Origin of the sequence: Bradyrhizobium sp. SZCCHNRI1029, assembly GCF_032487555.1 — a bacterium.
Taxonomy (GTDB): Bacteria; Pseudomonadota; Alphaproteobacteria; order Rhizobiales; family Xanthobacteraceae; genus Bradyrhizobium.
Map to the genome: position 1 here is coordinate 300099 of NZ_JAUEUK010000004.1, position 17946 is coordinate 318044.

General features: G+C 64.1%; 14 protein-coding genes. 10 read left to right on the forward strand and 4 right to left on the reverse strand.

The window, feature by feature from the left end:
- Positions 1-18 precede the first annotated feature (18 nt).
- From pqqC to QW861_RS13670, 8 genes are all read left to right on the forward strand, one after another.
- Positions 19-774: a pyrroloquinoline-quinone synthase PqqC gene (gene pqqC / locus QW861_RS13635; protein WP_409977980.1), complete on the forward strand. Its 756-nt coding sequence runs from the start codon at positions 19-21 to the stop codon at positions 772-774.
- A 245-nt stretch (positions 775-1019) separates the two neighbouring features.
- Positions 1020-1328 carry a pyrroloquinoline quinone biosynthesis peptide chaperone PqqD gene (gene pqqD / locus QW861_RS13640; RefSeq protein ID WP_315718023.1) on the forward strand — a complete coding sequence of 103 codons (309 nt, stop codon included), beginning with the start codon at positions 1020-1022 and terminating at the stop codon, positions 1326-1328.
- Entirely contained in the window at positions 1325-2518 is a 1194-nt protein-coding gene (pqqE, locus tag QW861_RS13645; protein WP_315718021.1) for a pyrroloquinoline quinone biosynthesis protein PqqE, read from the forward strand. Before pqqD ends, pqqE begins: the two co-directional genes overlap by 4 nt.
- On the forward strand, positions 2511-3500 hold the full coding sequence (pip, locus tag QW861_RS13650; protein WP_315718020.1) for a prolyl aminopeptidase: 990 nt from the start codon (positions 2511-2513) through the stop codon (positions 3498-3500). The genes pqqE and pip overlap by 8 nt, the downstream gene beginning before the upstream one ends.
- A gap of 176 nt (positions 3501-3676) precedes the next feature.
- The gene (locus QW861_RS13655; protein WP_315750210.1) at positions 3677-4348 is read left to right on the forward strand and encodes a DUF4286 family protein; all 672 of its coding nucleotides are present in this window, start codon (positions 3677-3679) and stop codon (positions 4346-4348) included.
- A 458-nt stretch (positions 4349-4806) separates the two neighbouring features.
- Positions 4807-6606, forward strand: a complete 1800-nt coding sequence (locus tag QW861_RS13660; RefSeq protein ID WP_316193161.1) for an FAD-dependent oxidoreductase — start codon at positions 4807-4809, stop codon at positions 6604-6606.
- A complete protein-coding gene (locus QW861_RS13665; RefSeq protein WP_315718017.1) occupies positions 6576-8426 on the forward strand; it encodes a 2-oxoacid:acceptor oxidoreductase subunit alpha in 1851 nt (616 codons plus the stop codon). Before QW861_RS13660 ends, QW861_RS13665 begins: the two co-directional genes overlap by 31 nt.
- Before the next feature lie 130 nt (positions 8427-8556).
- Positions 8557-9612 (forward strand): 2-oxoacid:ferredoxin oxidoreductase subunit beta, encoded by a 1056-nt coding sequence (locus QW861_RS13670; protein WP_315718016.1) that lies wholly within the window; start codon positions 8557-8559, stop codon positions 9610-9612.
- Positions 9613-9980: 368 nt separating this feature from the next.
- Here QW861_RS13670 and QW861_RS13675 read toward each other — a convergent pair whose 3' ends face one another.
- Positions 9981-11252: a TMEM143 family protein gene (locus tag QW861_RS13675; RefSeq protein ID WP_316193162.1), complete on the reverse strand. Its 1272-nt coding sequence runs from the start codon at positions 11250-11252 to the stop codon at positions 9981-9983.
- Between the two features lie 147 nt (positions 11253-11399).
- On the opposite strand from QW861_RS13675, the gene QW861_RS13680 reads away from it, so the two are divergent.
- Positions 11400-11810: a VOC family protein gene (locus QW861_RS13680; RefSeq protein WP_315750208.1), complete on the forward strand. Its 411-nt coding sequence runs from the start codon at positions 11400-11402 to the stop codon at positions 11808-11810.
- Between the two features lie 25 nt (positions 11811-11835).
- Here the strand turns inward: QW861_RS13680 and QW861_RS13685 are convergent, their stop codons facing one another.
- The 3 genes from QW861_RS13685 to QW861_RS13695 form a co-directional block, all read right to left on the reverse strand.
- Positions 11836-13374: a SpoVR family protein gene (locus QW861_RS13685; RefSeq protein ID WP_315750207.1), complete on the reverse strand. Its 1539-nt coding sequence runs from the start codon at positions 13372-13374 to the stop codon at positions 11836-11838.
- Complete coding sequence (locus tag QW861_RS13690) at positions 13371-14648, reverse strand: YeaH/YhbH family protein (RefSeq protein WP_315718011.1); 1278 nt, start codon at positions 14646-14648, stop codon at positions 13371-13373. Before QW861_RS13690 ends, QW861_RS13685 begins: the two co-directional genes overlap by 4 nt.
- Positions 14649-14873: 225 nt before the next feature.
- The gene (locus QW861_RS13695; RefSeq protein WP_315718010.1) at positions 14874-16817 is read right to left on the reverse strand and encodes a PrkA family serine protein kinase; all 1944 of its coding nucleotides are present in this window, start codon (positions 16815-16817) and stop codon (positions 14874-14876) included.
- Positions 16818-17419: 602 nt separating this feature from the next.
- On the opposite strand from QW861_RS13695, the gene QW861_RS13700 reads away from it, so the two are divergent.
- Positions 17420-17941: a hypothetical protein gene (locus QW861_RS13700; RefSeq protein WP_316172471.1), complete on the forward strand. Its 522-nt coding sequence runs from the start codon at positions 17420-17422 to the stop codon at positions 17939-17941.
- Positions 17942-17946: the final 5 nt, after the last annotated feature.

Consider the following 17946-nt stretch of genomic DNA (forward strand, 5'->3'; position numbering starts at 1 on the left):
GAGGTCAATCTGAGCGGAATGACGGCGCTGTCGATCGGACGCGGCGTGACGCTGAACAGTGCAAGCGAATTGGAAGCAGCACTTCGCCATATCGGCGCGACGCGCTATCACAACCACCACCCGTTTCATAAGCTGCTGCACGGCGGCAAGCTCAACAAGGGCCAGGTGCAGGCCTGGGCGCTCAACCGCTACTACTACCAGTCGACGATCCCGCTGAAGGACGCGATGGTGATGACGCGCTTCCGCGACCGCGCCACGCGGCTGGAATGGCGGCACCGCATCGAGGATCATGATGGCGATGTCGGCAGCGAGGGCGGCATCGAGCGCTGGATCAAACTGACCGAAGGCCTCGGCCTCGACACGGCCTACGTCGAATCGACCGAAGGCATCCTGCCGGCCACCCGCTTCGCGGTCGAAGCCTATGTGCATTTCTGCCGCGACCGCTCGCCGCTGGAGGCGATCGCCTCGTCGCTGACCGAGCTGTTCGCGCCGAGCATCCATGAAGAGCGCATCTCGGGCATGCTCGAGCACTACGATTTCGTCAACAACGACACCATGAGCTACTTCAAGCGCCGTCTCACCCAGGCGCCGCGCGACGCGAACTTCGCGCTGCATTACGTCAAGGAGCACGCCACCACGCCGGAGCAGCGCGCCGCCGTGTGCAACGCGCTGATCTTCAAGACCAACGTGCTGTGGGTGCAGCTCGACGCGCTGTATCATGCCTATGTCGAGGGCCACATCCCGCCCGGCGCCTTCGTGCCGAAGGAGGGCTGAGCGTGGTCTTCGCGGCTCTCTCAAGGGTACCGGTGCCACCCTCCCCTGGAGGGGGAGGGTCGGCTCGCGCAAAGCGCGAGGCGGGGTGGGGTGAAGCCACCTGCCGCGGTGCGTATGGAGAGATCACCCCACCCCGTTGCGCATCGCGGGCGATGCGCAACGACCCTCCCCCTCCAGGGGAGGGTGGGCACCGCCGATGCCGCGGCATCGGACAGAACGCAACAATCATCGGCTAGAGACCCGCCATGGCCCCGCGTCACATCCAAGTTGCCGAGACCAGCCGCGTGGTGCTGCCGCGGCATGCCAAGCTGAAGTTCGACGAGACCCGGCAGGTCTGGGTGATCCTGGCGCCGGAGCGCGTGCTGGCGCCGGACGAGATCTCAGTCGAGGTGCTCAAGCTGTGCGATGGCGCGCGCAGCGTTGCTGATATCATCGACGAGCTCGCGGCGAAATATGCCGCGCCTCGCGACGTCATCGCGACCGATGTGGTTGCCATGCTGCAGGATCTCGCCGACAAGGGATTCCTGACCGAGGTTCGGGAGACGACATCATGACCGAGCTGACCGACACCTCACCGCCCGTCGACAGCAATGACGGCCTCGCCGTGCTGGAGCGACGCGGTTCCGTGGCCGAAACCTACGGCATTCCGCTCGCCGTACTGCTCGAACTCACGCATCGCTGTCCGCTGCAATGCCCCTATTGCTCCAACCCGCTGGAGCTAGATCGCGCCGGACAGGAGCTGACCACCACGGAATGGAAGAAGGTGCTGTCCGAGCTCGCCGAGATCGGCGTGCTGCAGATCCACTTCTCCGGCGGCGAGCCGACCGCGCGCAAGGATCTGGTCGAGCTGGTGCAGCATGCCAACGACGTCGGCCTCTACACCAACCTGATCACCTCGGCCGTGCTGCTGACGCGGGAGCGGCTGAAGGAGCTGGCCGATGCCGGGCTGTCCCATGTCCAGATCAGCTTCCAGGGCAGCGAGGCCGGCATCGCCGACCGCGTCGGCGGCTACAAGGGCGGCCACGTCAAGAAGCTCGAGGTCGCGCGCTGGACCCGCGAGCTCGACCTGCCGCTGACGGTCAACGCCGTGATGCACCGGCAGAACCTGCATCAGCTGCCCGACATCATCCAGATGGCGGTCGATCTCGATGCCGACCGGCTCGAGGTCGCCAACGTGCAATATTACGGCTGGGCGCTGAAGAATCGCGCCAGCCTGATGCCGACCTATGCCCAGTTGGAGGAGACCGACCGTCTGGTCGAAGAGGCGCGCGAGCGGCTGAAGGGCACGCTGACGATCGACTACGTCGTGCCGGACTACTACGCGCTGCGGCCGAAGAAGTGCATGGGCGGCTGGGGCCGGCAGTTCTTCAACATCTCTCCCTCGGGCAAGATCCTGCCCTGCCACGCTGCCGAGAGCATCACCGGGCTCGACTTCATGTCCGTGCGGTCGAACCATTCGATCGCCTGGATCTGGCAGAACTCCGAGGCCTTCAACCGCTACCGTGGCACCGGCTGGATGAAGGAGCCGTGCAAATCCTGCGAGTTCCGCGAGATCGATTTCGGCGGCTGCCGCTGCCAGGCGTTCGCGCTGACCGGCGATGCGGGGAATACCGATCCGGCCTGCACGCTGTCGCCGCTGCACGAGAGCATCTTCAAGCAGGCCGAGCGTGACGCGGCCTCGGGCAAGGACCGCTTCCTCTATCGCAACTTCGCCGGCGGCACGCCCGAGAGCAATGATGCCTGACGCCGAAGCCGGCCGCGCCTCCGCGCGCCGCAGCGATCCGTTCGCGCCGCTGACGTCGGAATGGCTAGATGTCTCCGGCGGTCACCAGATCTACGTCGAGAGCAGCGGCTGCGCCGCCGGCATCCCCGCCGTCTATCTGCATGGTGGGCCGGGCTCCGGATGCCAGCCGGATCACCGCCGGCTGTTCGATCCCGAGCGCTTCCATGCCGTGCTGTTCGACCAGCGCGGCGCCGGCCGCTCGCGTCCTGCGCGCAGCCGCGACAACAACACCCTGCCCGACCTGATCGCCGACATGGAGGCGATCCGCGAAAAGTTCGGTTTCGACCGCTGGATCGTCGCCGGCGGCTCCTGGGGCGCCACCTTGGCGCTGGCCTATACGCAGGCGCACCCGACGCGCGTCACGGGGCTGGTGCTGCGGGCGACGTTCCTCGGCACCCGTGCGGAAGTGGAGACGGCATTCGGCGAGACGCTGGCGCGCTTTCACCCTGCCCTGCACCGCGACTTCCTGGAGATGCTGCCGGAGAACGAACGCGCCAACCCGTGCGACGCCTATTTCCGCCGCATCCTCGATCCCGATCCGGCGATTCATGGCCCGGCTGCGCGCGCCTGGCACGACACCGAGCGGGCGCTGTCCGAGATCAAACCCGCCCGCGCCCATCTGGATCGGCTCGCCATCCGCTCCGGCACCGCCTTGCCGGCGACGCCGTTCATGGAGGCGCATTACTTCTCGCAGGACAGCTTCATGGCGAAAGGCCAGTTGCTGCGTGATGCGAGCAGGCTCAGCGGGATTCCCGGAATCATCGTGCAGGGCCGCTATGACCTGCTCTGTCCGCCCTCCACCTCCGCGCGCCTGGCCGAAATCTGGCGCGACGCCGAAATCCGTGTCGTCGAAGCCGCAGGTCACAATCTTTATGATCCCGGCATCCGCGATGCGGTCATGAAAGCCATCTGCGATATGGCGACGCGCACGACTGCGCCTTAAACACATGGTCATCTCTCCTCATCCTGAGGAGCCATGCGCGGCATGGCGTCTCAAAGGATGAGGCCCCAGACATCCCCCGCCTCATGGTTCACCAGGCAATGCGCAGCATTGTCCGGGAGACGCGCCAAGTGACGCCCTCACCATGAGGAATTGGCCGCTGAACAAGGACATCTGCAATGCCCATCGCCGGGAAAGGCATGCTTTTGACATCGATGAACATCGATGCTGAGCATGAAGCCGATTTCAACCATTGGTATGACAGCGAGCATCTCGAAGAGCGCGTGGCCATCCCCGGCTTCATCGAGGCGCGACGCTATGTCGCCGAGCAGGGCAGCCCGAAATATCTCTGCCTGTATTCGACCGAAACGATCGACGTGCTCGACAGCGCGGCCTACCGCGCCCGGCTGGAGTCGCCGACGGAATGGTCGAAGGCGGTGATGGCGCGGTTCAAGAACATGATCCGCAGCGTCGCGCGCATCACGATCTCGATCGGCGCCGGTCGCGGCGCCGTGCTGGGCATCATCCGCCTGCGGCCCAAACCCGGGCAGGACAAAGCGTTGCGCGACGCGCTGCAGGTCGAGCTCGACCCAAGCAAGCTGAGGGGCATCATCTCAATGCATCTGCTCGAAGGCGATGCCGACCTCTCCGGTCCCGCGGCCGGAGTTCCTGCGAGCTCGCGCGATGCCGACTGGTTCATCCTCATCGACGGTACCGACAGTCATGCCATCGCCACCTTGATGACCACCCGCTTCGCGGCGATCGACGGTCCGCTGGCGACGCAGATCTCGGCCGGCATCTATCGCCTGATGTGGGACTTGAGCCGCGCCGACATCGCGGCGGCGAAGTGAGTTAGATCCCGCCTCTCTCCACATCGTCATGGCCGGGCTCGTCCCGGCCATCCACGTTGTGCGGCATCCTGGGAACGACGTGGATGCCCGGGACAAGCCCGGGCATGACGGCGGAGTGCGTGGCAACCCGCGTGCTCCACCCTCCATTCTTTAATTTATCATCATCCTCGCAATCTATCGTCACCGAAAATGCCGCATCGCAACACGTGGCAGCATCAGGCCGGCAATGCGGCGCCGCACACTGTGCATGAGGGGCAGCTTTGCAAATTTGCCTTTGTGCGCGCCTTGGAATGGCTCTAGTCTGATAAGACTATTCAATTGAGCCATTCAAAAAACAGAAGGGCGACGAACAGGACCTGCTCCGGACCCACATCGATCCCTAGCCGATCCTGAACAAGCAGTCGTCCTCACGTCAGGAAGGCCGCGCGCTCATGGTTCGCCGCGCGGACAGGGTATGAATGAGAGCGACTGATATCTCGGCCCCCGACTACTTTCACAAAGTGGTCGACTGCCAATGGGCTTGTCCCGCACACACTCCGGTCCCTGAATACATCCGCCTGATCGCTGAGGGTCGCTACAGCGACGCCTACATGATCAATTGGAAATCGAATGTATTCCCGGGCATTCTCGGACGCACCTGCGATCGCCCTTGCGAGCCCGCCTGCCGACGGGGGCGTGTCGAGGAAAGCCCGGTCGCGATCTGCCGCCTGAAGCGCGTTGCGGCCGATTTCAAGGACGACATCCATCAGCGCCTGCCGCGCCCTGCCCCGAAGAACGGCCGGCGCATCGCGCTGGTCGGCGGCGGCCCGGCCTCGCTGACGGTGGCGCGCGATCTCGCGCCGCTCGGCTATCACTGCACCGTGTTCGATGCCGACCCAAAGCCCGGCGGCATGATGCGCTCGCAGATCCCCAAATTCCGCCTGCCCGACAGCGTCATCGACGAGGAGACGGGCTACGTGCTCGGCCTCGGCGTCGACTACAAGGCCGGACATCGCGTCGACAGCCTCAAGACGCTGCTGGCCGAGAACTATGATGCCATCTTCATCGGCTCCGGCGCGCCGCGCGGCCGGGAGCTGAACATTCCCGGACGCAAGGAAGCCGCCGCGAACATCCATCTCGGCATCGACTGGCTCTCCAGCGTCTCGTTCGGACACACCGACAAGATCGGCAAGCGCGTGATCGTGCTCGGCGGCGGCAACACCGCGATGGATTGCTGCCGCACCGCGCGACGGCTCGGCGGCGAGGACGTCAAGGTCATCGTGCGCTCCGGCTTCGAGGAGATGAAGGCGTCGCCCTGGGAGAAGGAGGACGCGCTGCACGAGGACATTCCGATCCTCAACTATCTCGTGCCGGTCGCCTTCAATCACGACAATGGCAGGCTCACCGGCGTCACCTTCCAGAAGGTGAAGGCCGAATATGACGCCAGCGGCCGTCGCTCGCTGGTGCCGTCGGGCGAGCCCGATGTGACCTATGACTGCGACGACGTGCTGGTCGCCGTCGGCCAGGAGAACGCGTTCCCCTGGATCGAGGCCGATTGCGACATCGCGTTCGACAAATGGCACATGCCGGTGGTCGATCCGACAACCTTCGTCTCGACCAACCCGAAAGTGTTCTTCGGCGGCGATGCGGCGTTCGGTCCGAAGAACATCATCTGGGCGGTCGCCCAGGGCCACGAGGCCGCGCTGTCGATCCACCGCCTGCTGTCCGGCGAGGACATCACCGAGCGGCCGCTGCCCGAGGTGCATGTCTCCTCGCAGAAGATGGGCATCCATGAATGGAGCTATGACAACGACGTTTCGTCCGAGAAGCGCTTCAAGGTGCCGCACCGCGACAAGGTGGTCGCGCTGAAGGACATCCGCGCCGAGGTCGAGCTCGGCTACGACGTCAAGCTTGCGCTCGGCGAGGCGCATCGCTGCCTGAATTGCGACGTGCAGACGGTATTCTCCGACACGCTGTGCATCGAATGCGACGCCTGCGCCGACATCTGTCCGATGGACTGCATCACCTTCACCGACAACGGCGAAGAGGCGGATCTGCGTTCGCGCCTGAAGGCGCCGGCGCCGCATCCCGACCAGAGCCTCTACGTGTCCTCGGATCTGAAGACCGGGCGGGTGATGGTGAAGGACGAGGACGTCTGCCTCCATTGCGGCCTGTGCGCCGAGCGCTGTCCCACCGGTGCGTGGGACATGCAGAAATACTTCATCGAGACGACTCACGCAGGTAACGCATGTCCCAGCAAGCGCCGCTCAGCAGCGTAAACGACTTCGTCGTCCGCTTCGCCAACGTCAACGGCTCCGGCTCGGCCAGCGCGAACGAACTCTTCGCGCGCGCCGTGCTCCGCCACGGCGTGCCGGTCAGCCCGCGCAACATCTTCCCGTCGAACATCCAGGGCCTGCCGACCTGGTACGAGGTGCGCGTCACCGAAGCGGGCCATCTCGGCGCCCGCGGCGGCGGCACTGATCTGATGGTGGCGATGAACCCGCAGACCTGGGACAAGGACGTCGCCGGTATCGCGCCGGGTGGCTATCTGTTCTACGATTCCACCAAGCCGATGCCGGCAACCAAGTTCCGCGACGACATCACCGTCATCGGCGTCCCGCTGACCGCGATCACCAACTCGACCTATTCGGATCCGCGCCAGCGCCAGCTGTTCAAGAACATCATCTATCTCGGCGCGCTCTCAGCGCTGCTCGACATGGATCCGAAGCTGATCGAGCAATTGATCGGTGAGCAGTACAAGGGCAAGGAGAAGCTGCTCTCCTCCAACGTCCACGCGCTGCATCTCGGCCGCGACTGGGCGCTGCAGAATTTGAAGTGCCCGATCGGCCTGCGCATCAAGAAGGCCGACAAGGTCGGCGACCGCATCTTCATCGAGGGCAACAACGCCGCCGCGCTCGGCGCCGTCTATGGCGGCGCCACGGTCTGCGCCTGGTACCCGATCACGCCGTCGTCGTCGCTGGCCGAAGCGTTCAGCAACCACTGCAAGAAACTGCGGCACGATCCGGAAACCGGGCAGGCCAAATACGCGATCGTGCAGGCCGAGGACGAGCTCGCCTCGATCGGCATGGTGGTTGGCGCGTCCTGGAACGGCGCCCGCGCCTTTACCACGACATCGGGCCCCGGCGTGTCGCTGATGACCGAGTTCATCGGCCTCTCCTACTTTGCCGAGATCCCGGCCGTGATCATGAACGTGCAGCGCGCCGGCCCCTCGACCGGCATGCCGACGCGGACGCAGCAATGCGACCTGATCGCCTGCGGCTATGCCTCGCACGGCGATACCAAGCATGTGATGCTGTTCCCCGAAGATCCGGCGGAGGCGTTTGAGTTTGCCGCTGCGGCGTTCGACCTCGCCGAGCGGCTACAGACCACGATCTTCCTGATGCTCGATCTCGACATCGGCATGAACCAGCGGCTGTCCCGGCCGCTGAAGTGGGACGACGCCAAGCAGTATGACCGCGGCAAGGTGATGACGGCGGAAATGCTCGACGAAGGCCGCGACTTCGGCCGCTATCTCGACGTCGACGGCGACGGCATTCCGTTCCGCACCTACCCCGGCACGCATCCGACGAAGGGCTCCTACTTCACCCGCGGCACCTCGCGTGACCGCTACGCGCGCTATTCCGAGGAAGGCGCCGTCTATGCCGACAACGTGCAGCGCCTGCTGCGCAAGTTCCAGACCGCGCAGGACATGGTGCCGCGGCCGCTGCAGGCCAATGCGAGCAAGCCGACCAGATATGGCGTGATCTATTTCGGCTCGACCGCGCCGGCGATGGACGAGGCAATCGGACTGCTAGAGGCGCGCGGCTGTCAGCTCGACCGCCTGCGCATCCGCGCCTTCCCGTTCCATTCGAGCGTGGCGAGCTTCATCGCCGAGCACGACTTCGTCTATGTGGTCGAGCAGAACCGCGACGCGCAGCTGCGCCAGCTGATCGTCACCGAGAACGGCATCGACCCGGTCCGGCTGGTGCCGATTCTGCATTATGACGGCACGCCGATCACGGCGCGCTTCATCGCCGATGCGATCGGCGACCACCAGGACCACATCAAGGTCACACCGCTGCGCAAGGCGGTGTCATGACTTTACAGCCACTCTCTCCACGGTCATGCCCGGGCTTGTCCCGGGCATCCACGCCTCTCTTTCCTCGGACTCCCACGTGGATGGCCGGGACAAGCCCGGCCATGACGGCACTGGGCGACAGGGTGCTCTCATGACCTACATCGCAAAGCCGAAATTCCAGCATCCCGGCATCAAGAAGAACGCACTCGGCTACAGCCATCGCGACTACGAGGGCAAGATCTCGACCTTGTGCGCCGGCTGCGGCCACGATTCGATCACGGCCTCGATCATCGAGGCCTGCTTCGAGCTGTCGATCGAGCCGCATCGGGTGGCAAAAATCTCCGGCATCGGCTGCTCGTCGAAGACACCGGACTACTTTCTCGGCAATTCGCACGGCTTCAACACCGTGCACGGCCGCATGCCCTCGGTGCTGACCGGCGCCAACCTCGCCAACCGCGAGCTGATCTATCTCGGCGTCTCCGGCGACGGCGATTCCGCCTCGATCGGCTTCGGCCAGTTCGCCCACGCGATCCGGCGCGGCGTGAACATGACCTATATCGTCGAGAACAACGGCGTCTACGGCCTGACCAAGGGCCAATTCTCGGCGACCGCCGACCGCGGGTCGAAGTCGAAGAAGGGCGTCACCAACACCGACAATCCGATCGACCTGGTCGGCATCGCGCTGCAGCTCGGGGCCACCTATGTGGCGCGGTCGTTCTCCGGCGACAAGAAGCAGCTGGTGCCGATCATCGAGGGCGCCATCCGGCACAAGGGCGCGGCGTTCATCGACGTCATCAGCCCGTGCATCGCGTTCAACAATCACGCCGGCTCAACCAAGAGCTTCGACTATGTCCGCGAGCACAACGATGCCGTGAACCGGTTGGACGTGCTGACCGGGCGCGATCCGATCGAGATCGACCAGGATCCGGGCACGGTGCAGATCGTCGAGCAGCACGACGGCTCCAGGCTGGCGCTGCGCAAGATCGACGCCGACTACGACCCGCACGACCGGCTCGGCGCCATGACCTTCCTCCAGAAACATGCCGCGCAAGGCCAGATCGTGACCGGCCTGCTCTATGTCGACCCTGAGGCCGACGATCTGCACAGCCACCTCAACACGGTGGAGCGACCGCTCAACCGGCTGGAGGCAGCGGATCTGTGCCCTGGGCAGGCCGCGCTCGACAAAATCAATGCGAGTCTGCGCTAGGCAGACCGCTGCGTGGAAAGCGTGTGCTCTGTAGCCGTCCATCGAGACGCCCGCCTCCGGCGGGCTCCTCAGGACAAAGGTGGAGTGCATTGCGCCCGCTTCTGGCGGGGCTATCGCATTTCACAATCGGAGTTTTGCGCTTGTCTATCTCCACGTCATGGCCGGGCTTGTCCCGGCCATCCACGTCGTTCGGCACGCTGATAACCACGTGGATGCCCGGGACAAGCCCGGCCATGACGGAGTAACTAACTGTCAGATCGTTCGTTGCGACAGCTCGGCATATCCTGGTGAGCCGCGCCCTCGCTCCTCATCATGAGGAGCGCCGCAGGCGCGTCTTGAACCATGAGGCCCGTCATCGTTGATGACGATTACGCCCGCAACGCGCTTGCCCAGACGCGATCGAGCTGCGCGATCGCCTCGCGCAGCGGCAGCGCGGACAGCGCGTCATCTCCGCCGGTCACAAGGCCGAACTCCCACAGCCTGATCAAGGCCTCCTCGACATTGAACGCGCGGCTCAATCCAAACATCTGCTGCAGCAACTCCTCGACATGGCTGCACAATGCTGCACGCGAGAGCGGCACCGACGCCAGCAGCAGGCCGCCATAGGCCAGCATCGCTTCCTTCCAGTCCTGGTCCTCGGCCTCGCCGATCAAATAGTTGAAGATGCCGGAATTGTTGTTGACGTTGCGGAAGTAGATGTTGTCGGTGACCTGCTTCTGATGGATCAGCGACTGGCGATGGAAGTTGCCCCATTGCCGCAGGATGAAGGCGCCGAGCGCGAACAGGCCCGACAGCGCCGCCAGCGCCTGCTCCGTATCGTTGTCGTGCACGGTGCCGCTGAGGCCGAGATAAAAGCCGGCGACGATGAACAGCACGGTGAGCGTCGAAGCCAGCTTGAGCAGGATCGGTACGCCGCCGACCAGCGCCGGCACGCCCAGCGTCAGTTGCTCGCGCAGGCCCATGACGACGCGGACGTTCGGCAGCAGCGCCTCGAGGTCGAAGCGCGCGATGTGGCGGAAATATTTGAACAGCACCGCGCCGCCGCGGATCTTGTTGCGGCCACGCCAGGCGGCGGTCTTGCGCTTCTTCTGAGACGGCTCGTCTGGCCTGGTCGCGACCATCAGGATGATGTCGTCGTAGACCTCGATCTCCTGCTTGCGCCTCCGCAGGCCATACAGCATGGGGACCTCGATGGTCTCTTGATGCGTGCCGCGCCGGAACATGCGGACGGCGCGAAAGTCGGAGACCGGCGCCCTCAGCTTGACCCTGACAAGCGCGTGCTCGGCGAAGGCGCGCTCGATCTCATCGTGGCTGATCTCGATGAAGTTCGCTTCGCTCAGCACCCGGACGAATTCGTCGGTGAGGTTGCAATAGGCGGTGTCGAGCTCCTGAGCGGAGCGATGGCGGCCGGCGGGGACCTCGGGATCGAAGTCGAAATAGACGTCGCGCAGCCGATCGAGCTCGTCGAAATATTCGTGGTGCAGGATGGCGCCGAGCATGTGCGCCAGCTGGCGCAGGTCGGCCGCCAGGGCGTCATCCAGGCCGCCATGCGAAATGACGGTGTCCAGGACGTCGGACTTGCGTATCGGAATGAACCGGTCCCGCCGATCCGTTGCCGCCGTCTCCTTTGGTCCAACCACGCGCCTTACGCCCGAGCTTTGATCATCGTCCGCAACGGCCGGCTGCAACCACCCGGCCAACGGCGGGCACCATAGCGGGCTCATCAGCCTTGCGCCACTCGACGCGGGATGGAAAAGCTTGGTGAGGCCGGCCGGGAGGGAGAGATCGTGACCAATGATGTAAAGAGGGTGTCCGCATTTCGCGCCATTCGCGCCATCGACTACACGGTGATCCTCGCCCGCGACTGGGACGTCATGCGGCAGTTCTACGAGGAGGTCCTGGGCTTTCCGCTGCTCCGGGAACTGTCGCAGGGGTGGATCGAATTTCAGATCGGCTCCAACACGCTCGCGCTCGCTCGGCCGCAGCGGCTGACATCGCACCAGCCGACACCGCCGGGAAGCGCGGCGCTTCAACTCGCCTTCAAGGTGGGACGCGTCGACGTCGACCGCTGCGCGGCCGAGCTGACGGAGAAGGGCGTCGCGCTCCTGGAGCAGCCGAGGGACCAGCCCTTCGGCCATCGGACGCTGTTCTTCAGGGATCCCGACGGCAATCTGCTGGAGATCTTCGCGGAAATCTGACGTCGCTCAGGGCTTGGCGGCCGCGCTAGGCGGCCGCCGGTTGTATCCGGGGATTGAGCACGTACTCCTTCAGCACCTTGTCGGTGGCGGCGTCGACTTCGACCAGCGACACGTCGTAGCTCCAGAGATCGGCGAGATGCTGCAGCACGCGCTTGGTGTCGGTCTCGTTGAGCTGGGCGCCCTTGACCACCGTATGTCGCAGCATCAGGCGGCGATCGCCGGCGAGATCGACATCGACCACCTCGATGTTCGGGTCGATGTAGCCGACATCGTACTGTTTCGACAGCTCGCGCCGGATGCGACGATAGCCGCGCTCGTCATGGATGGCGTCGACCAGGATGCCGGCGCGTTCGGCCGGATCGTCATGCAAATGGAACAGCTTGAAGCGCCGGATCAGGTTGGGGCTGAGGAACTGGCTGATGAAGCTCTCGTCGCGATAATTCGCCCAGACGTCACGCAGCACCGCCATTTCGTCGCCGGTGCCGGCGATGTCCGGAAACCATTCGCGATCCTCGTCGGTCGGGTCCTTCACGATGCGCTCGATGTCCTGCATGATCGCAAAGCCGAGCGCATATGGGTTGAAGCCGGAGAAGCGCGGATCGTCGAACTCCGGCTGGAACACGACGTTGGTGTGCGACTGCAGGAACTCCAGGAAGTTGCCGTCGGTGAGGCGGCCGTCCTGGTGCAGCCGGTTCATGATGCGATAGTGCACATAGGTCGCCGTGCCCTCGTTCATGACCTTGGTCTGGCCCTGCGGATAGAAATACTGCGCGATGTGGCGAACGATGCGCAGCAACTCGCGCTGCCAGGGCGCCAGCCGCGGCGCGGTCTTCTCCAGGAAATAGAGCAGGTTCTCCTGCGGGAGGCCGAGCAGCGCGCGGCGCCGCTCGACGTTCAGCATCGCATTGGTCTTGACCGGGCCGGTCGGCACCGTGCGCCAGAGATCGTTGAACTGGCCCTCCTCGTAGAGCCTGCGCTTGCCGGCGCGCTTCTCCTCCTCGCGGAAGTCGAGCTTCTTCTTGCCCGGATAGCGGTCGACGCCGTGCGACATCAGCGCATGCGCCGCGTCGAGCGTATGCTCGACCGCGAGCCGGCCATAACGCTCCTCGCATTGCGCGATGTAGCCGCGGGCGAAATCGAGATAGTCGAGGATGCCGTCGGCGTCGGTCCACTGCTTGAACAGATAGTTGTTCTTGAAGAAATGGTTGTGGCCGAACGCCGCGTGCGCGATCACCAAGGTCTGCATCGTCGCCGTGTTCTCCTCCATCAGATAGGAGATACAGGGCGAGGAGTTGATCACGATCTCATAGGCGAGGCCCATCAGGCCCTTGCGGTACGAGGCCTCGTGATAGGCGAAGTGCTTGCCAAACGACCAGTGTTTGTAGAACAGGGGCATGCCGACCGAGGAATAGGCGTCGAGCATCTGCTCGGCCGTGATCACCTCGATCTGGTTGGGATAGGTGTCGAGCCCGAGCTCCTTCTCGGCGACGGCTTCGCAGGCATCGTGGATGCGCTGCAGGGTGAGGAAATTCCAGTCTGCGCCCTCGAACAGCAACCCGCTCATGACGCCGCCCTCTCCTGCGTGGTGCCGCGACGCTGAAACAGGTCGTGGAACACCGGGAAGATCTCGCTGCGGTCGCGGACCTTGCGCATCGACAGCGGCTCGCCATTGGCGCGCAGCCGCTCATACAGCGACCACAGCGCCGAGTCGGGCATCTCGAACGAATAGGTGCCGGATTCGCCGACCTCGAGATAGGCGAAGAACTGCGACACCGGCAGGATGTTGTCGGTCAAGAGCCGCGCGACGTTCTCGGAATCCGAGGTGGCGTTGTCGCCGTCGGAGGCCTGCGCCGCGTAGATGTTCCAGTCCGACGGGCGGAAGCGCGAGCGGACGATGTCGTGCATGCATTGCAAGGCGCTCGACACCAAGGTGCCGCCGGACGCCGGTCCGTAGAAGAACGTCTGCTCGTCGACCTCCTCGGCGCGATCGGTATGGCGGATGAAGACGATCTCGACATGGCGGTAGCGCCGGGTCAGGAACACGTAGAGCAGCATGTAGAATCGCTTGGCGAGGTCCTTCATGTGCTCCGACATCGAGCCGGACACGTCCATCAGGCAGAACATCACGGCCTGTGCGATCGGCTTCGGCACGGCCTCGAAGCGCCGGTAGCGGATGTCGATCGGGTCGATGAAGGGGATGCGCTTGGCCTTCGCCTTCAGCGCCTCGATCTCGGCCAGAAGCGCGGCGCGCTTGTCGTCGTCGGTCTCCTGCTCCAGCTGGGCTTCGAGCTCGGCAATCGCCTCCGGCCGCGGACGGCGCAGCGCGACGCGGCGGGCCAAGGCGCGGGTGACGGTGCGGCTGATCGAGATATTGGCCGGCGAACCCGAGGTCGAATAGCCCGCGCGTACCAGCCCCTCGCTCTCGGCCTCGGCGAATTTGCGCTTGGCGAGATCGGGCAGTTCGAGATCGTCGAGGAAGAGGTTGACGAACTCCTCCTTGCTCAGCACGAAGCGGAACGCGTCCTCGCTGTCGCCTTGTCCGGGCGCCGACTTGCGGCCGCTGCCGTCGCCGGAGCGCGGCAGGATGTCGCCTTCGACGAACTTCTTGTTGCCGGGCAACACCATGTCGCGGGTGCCGCCCTCGCGGCGGAAGCGAGGCTCGTCCATGCCGTCGAGCGGGATCGAGACCTCGCCGCCCTCCAGCACGTCCTTGATGTCGCGGTCCTGCGAGGTCTTCTTGACCGCTCCCTGAACCAGGGCCTTGGCGCGGCGCAAAAATCGCTGGCGATTTTCGAGACTTTTGCCGCCCGGATTCAGGCGCCGATCAATGATGTGCATGACCACGTTCCATACGCCTCCTGCTGCAGCGGCTTCGACTCCTGCTCTCCCCCGCCGCGATGCCGCGGTGCAGTATCGGACCCGACACTGCAACGGCACCCTCTGCCTGTCCGACGCCTCCCAGCGAAGCTCCGCGTCGAACGTTTCGCTCGTTTCGTAGCCCTGGCGCCGACGTCAGACCGATGGCCTGCCGCACCTGCAGTGAACATCGGCGCCGGACCACGATCAACCCGCCTGCTTCACGCGCATGTACCACTCGACCAGCCGGCGGACCTGCCGCTCGGTGTAGCCGCGTTCGACCATGCGCGCGACGAAGTCGTCGTGCTTCTTCTCGGTCTCGCCGTCCTTCTTGGTACCGAACGAGATGACCGGAAGCAGATCCTCGACCTGCGAGAATATCCTCTTTTCGATGACTTCGCGGATCTTTTCGTAGGAGGTCCAGGACGGATTTTTGCCACCATTCTGGGCCCGGAAGCGCAGCGAGAACTTGACAACCTCGTTGCGGAAATCCTTCGGGTTGGCGATCCCGGCCGGCTTCTCGATCTTGGTCAGCTCCTGGTTCAACAGCTCGCGATTGAGCAGCTGTCCCGTATCGGGATCCTTGAAGTCCTGATCTTCGATCCAGGCGTCGGCGTAGTCGACGTAGCGGTCGAACAGGTTCTGGCCGTAATCGGAGTAGGATTCCAGATAGGCCTTCTGGATCTCGTGACCGATGAACTCGGCGTAGCGCGGCGCCAGATCCGCCTTGATGAATTCGAGGTAGCGCTTCTCGATCTCCTCGGGCAGTTGCTCGCGCTTGATCGACTGTTCCAGCACGTACATCAGATGCACGGCATCGGCCGACACTTCCGCCGTGTCGTGATTGTAGGTCGCAGCCAGCACCTTGAAGGCAAAGCGGGTGGAGATGCCGTCCATGCCCTCGTCGACGCCGGCGGCGTCGCGATATTCCTGCACGCTGCGCGCCTTCGGATCGGACTCCTTGAGGCTCTCGCCGTCATAGACCCGCATCTTGGCGTACAACGTCGAATTCTCGTGCTTGCGCAGGCGCGACATCACCGAGAATCTGGCGAGCGTGTCCAAGGTCGCGGGCGCGCACGGCGCGGCGGAGAGCTCGGAGCCCTGGATCAGCTTCTCATAGATCTTGCGCTCCTCGGTGACGCGCAGGCAGTACGGCACCTTGATGACGCAGATGCGGTCGATGAAGGCCTCGTTGTTCTTGTTGGTCTTGAAGCTCTGCCACTCCGCCTCGTTGGAGTGGGCGAGGATCACGCCATTGTAGGGAATCGCGCCGATGTTCTCGGTGCCGATATAGTTGCCCTCCTGCGTCGCCGTCAGCAGCGGATGCAGCATCTTGATCGGCGCCTTGAACATCTCGACGAATTCGAGGATGCCCTGGTTGGCGCGGTTGAGGCCGCCCGAATAGGAGTAGGCGTCGGGATCGTTCTGGGCGTAGGTTTCGAGCTTGCGGATGTCGACCTTGCCGACCAGCGAGGAGATGTCCTGGTTGTTCTCGTCGCCGGGCTCGGTCTTGGCGATGCCGATCTGGCGCAGCCGCGACGGCTGGATCTTGGCGACGCGGAACTGCGAGATGTCGCCGCCGAAGGCTTCGAGCCGCTTGTAGCACCACGGGCTCATCAGGCCCGACAGGCGGCGGCGCGGAATGCCGTATTTCTCCTCGAGCATCGGGCCCAGCGTGTCGGGATCGAACAGGCCGAGCGGCGACTCGAACACGGGGCTCAACTCATCTCCCGCCTTGAGCACGTAGATCGGATGAGTTTCCATCAACTGCTTCAACCGTTCGGCGAGCGACGACTTGCCGCCGCCGACCGGTCCGAGCAGATAGAGGATCTGCTTGCGCTCTTCGAGACCCTGCGCGGCGTGACGGAAGAATCCGACGATGCGCTCGATCGTGTCTTCCATGCCGTAGAAGCCGGCGAACGCGGGATACAGCCGAACCGTCCGGTTCAAAAAAATACGGCCAAGGCGTGGGTCCTTGGCCGTATCGATCATCTGAGGCTCACCGATCGCAGCTAGTAGTCGTTCAGCGGCGTTCGCGTATCGCATCGGGTCGGTTCGACACGATTCTAGATATTCCTGCATCGACATGTCGGTCTGGCTGCGTGCCTCGAACGACCTTGCGAACGCGTTGAACAACGAATCGTTGTACATGATCCCTCTCCACGTAGGTTCCGCTGCACTGCTGCAACGGGCCGAGATCCAAGTACGTTCCTGCTGATCCCGAACCGACTCAGAGTGAAGCGCGCTAGCCCCCATTGGGCACCGTCTTCGTCCTTTTCCGCAACGCAAAGTGCATGCAGCATATGCCCTATCAACATGCACTTCGCTCAATAGTTCGGCAAAAGCCGGCCGACTCTCCCCATTTGTACCCCATTGTCTCTGCTTCGCAACATCCGCAATACCCCGGCACCGTAGTCTTCCTGCGCCGCACAAGGTGTTGTGAAGCCACGTGAACTGGTGGCGTGACAGCTCCGGGATCAGTCTGTCTTCCGGAAGTGAACCGCGAGTGAACGCCAACGGTCGCGCAGCTGCGCCAGGCAGCGAATGTCTCATTCGTGGCGCGACATGATGCGCGCCGGCCACTGTGGTCGAACCAATGGCCCCGCTGCGAGCACGTCAGCCATCGCTCACGCGACGCCATCGTGATCAGGCGAGCGATGAACGCGCGCATCTCACAGCCATCCGCACACATGTTCACCGCTAGAACCGAATGTCGTGACGTAACGCGCGGCCGAACCCGGACGGATCACTCGATGCTGATCATTGCCATGATCAGCTTGCGGCTCGCCACCGAATGTCTGCAAGCAGAAAGCATCATGGGTTATCCGCCGATCACGAGCCGCAGCCGACGCGACAATCGCATGACGCTCGCCTTGATCCGTGACGTGAGGCACCATTACCCAGAACACATGTGGCCGCTTTCCGGCATTGCAAGGCGGAGAAGGTTTGATCGACGGCATTTGCTCGCCACGATGGGAGACCTCCGGCGCGCGGGTGTCGCGGAGGCCGACGCGAGCCGAACGCTGGCCGCGCTTGGCGAACCTTCGCCACGCCTTGGTCGAACGGTCGGCAGCAGGCTTCAGGCTGCCTGCACGTCTCCCGCGGGGCGCGCGCCGCCGGCACGTCGAGCCCGGCGCGAAGCTCTTGGGATTCCAGAGGGATCAATCCATTATGAATGGCGTTCTCCTGTGGGCTGGCGCATAGTTGTTCATGTGAGGTCCACGACCTGGCAGGCCGCCAGGCGGGAACCCGAAAAAGCAAGCCGACGCACATAGATAGG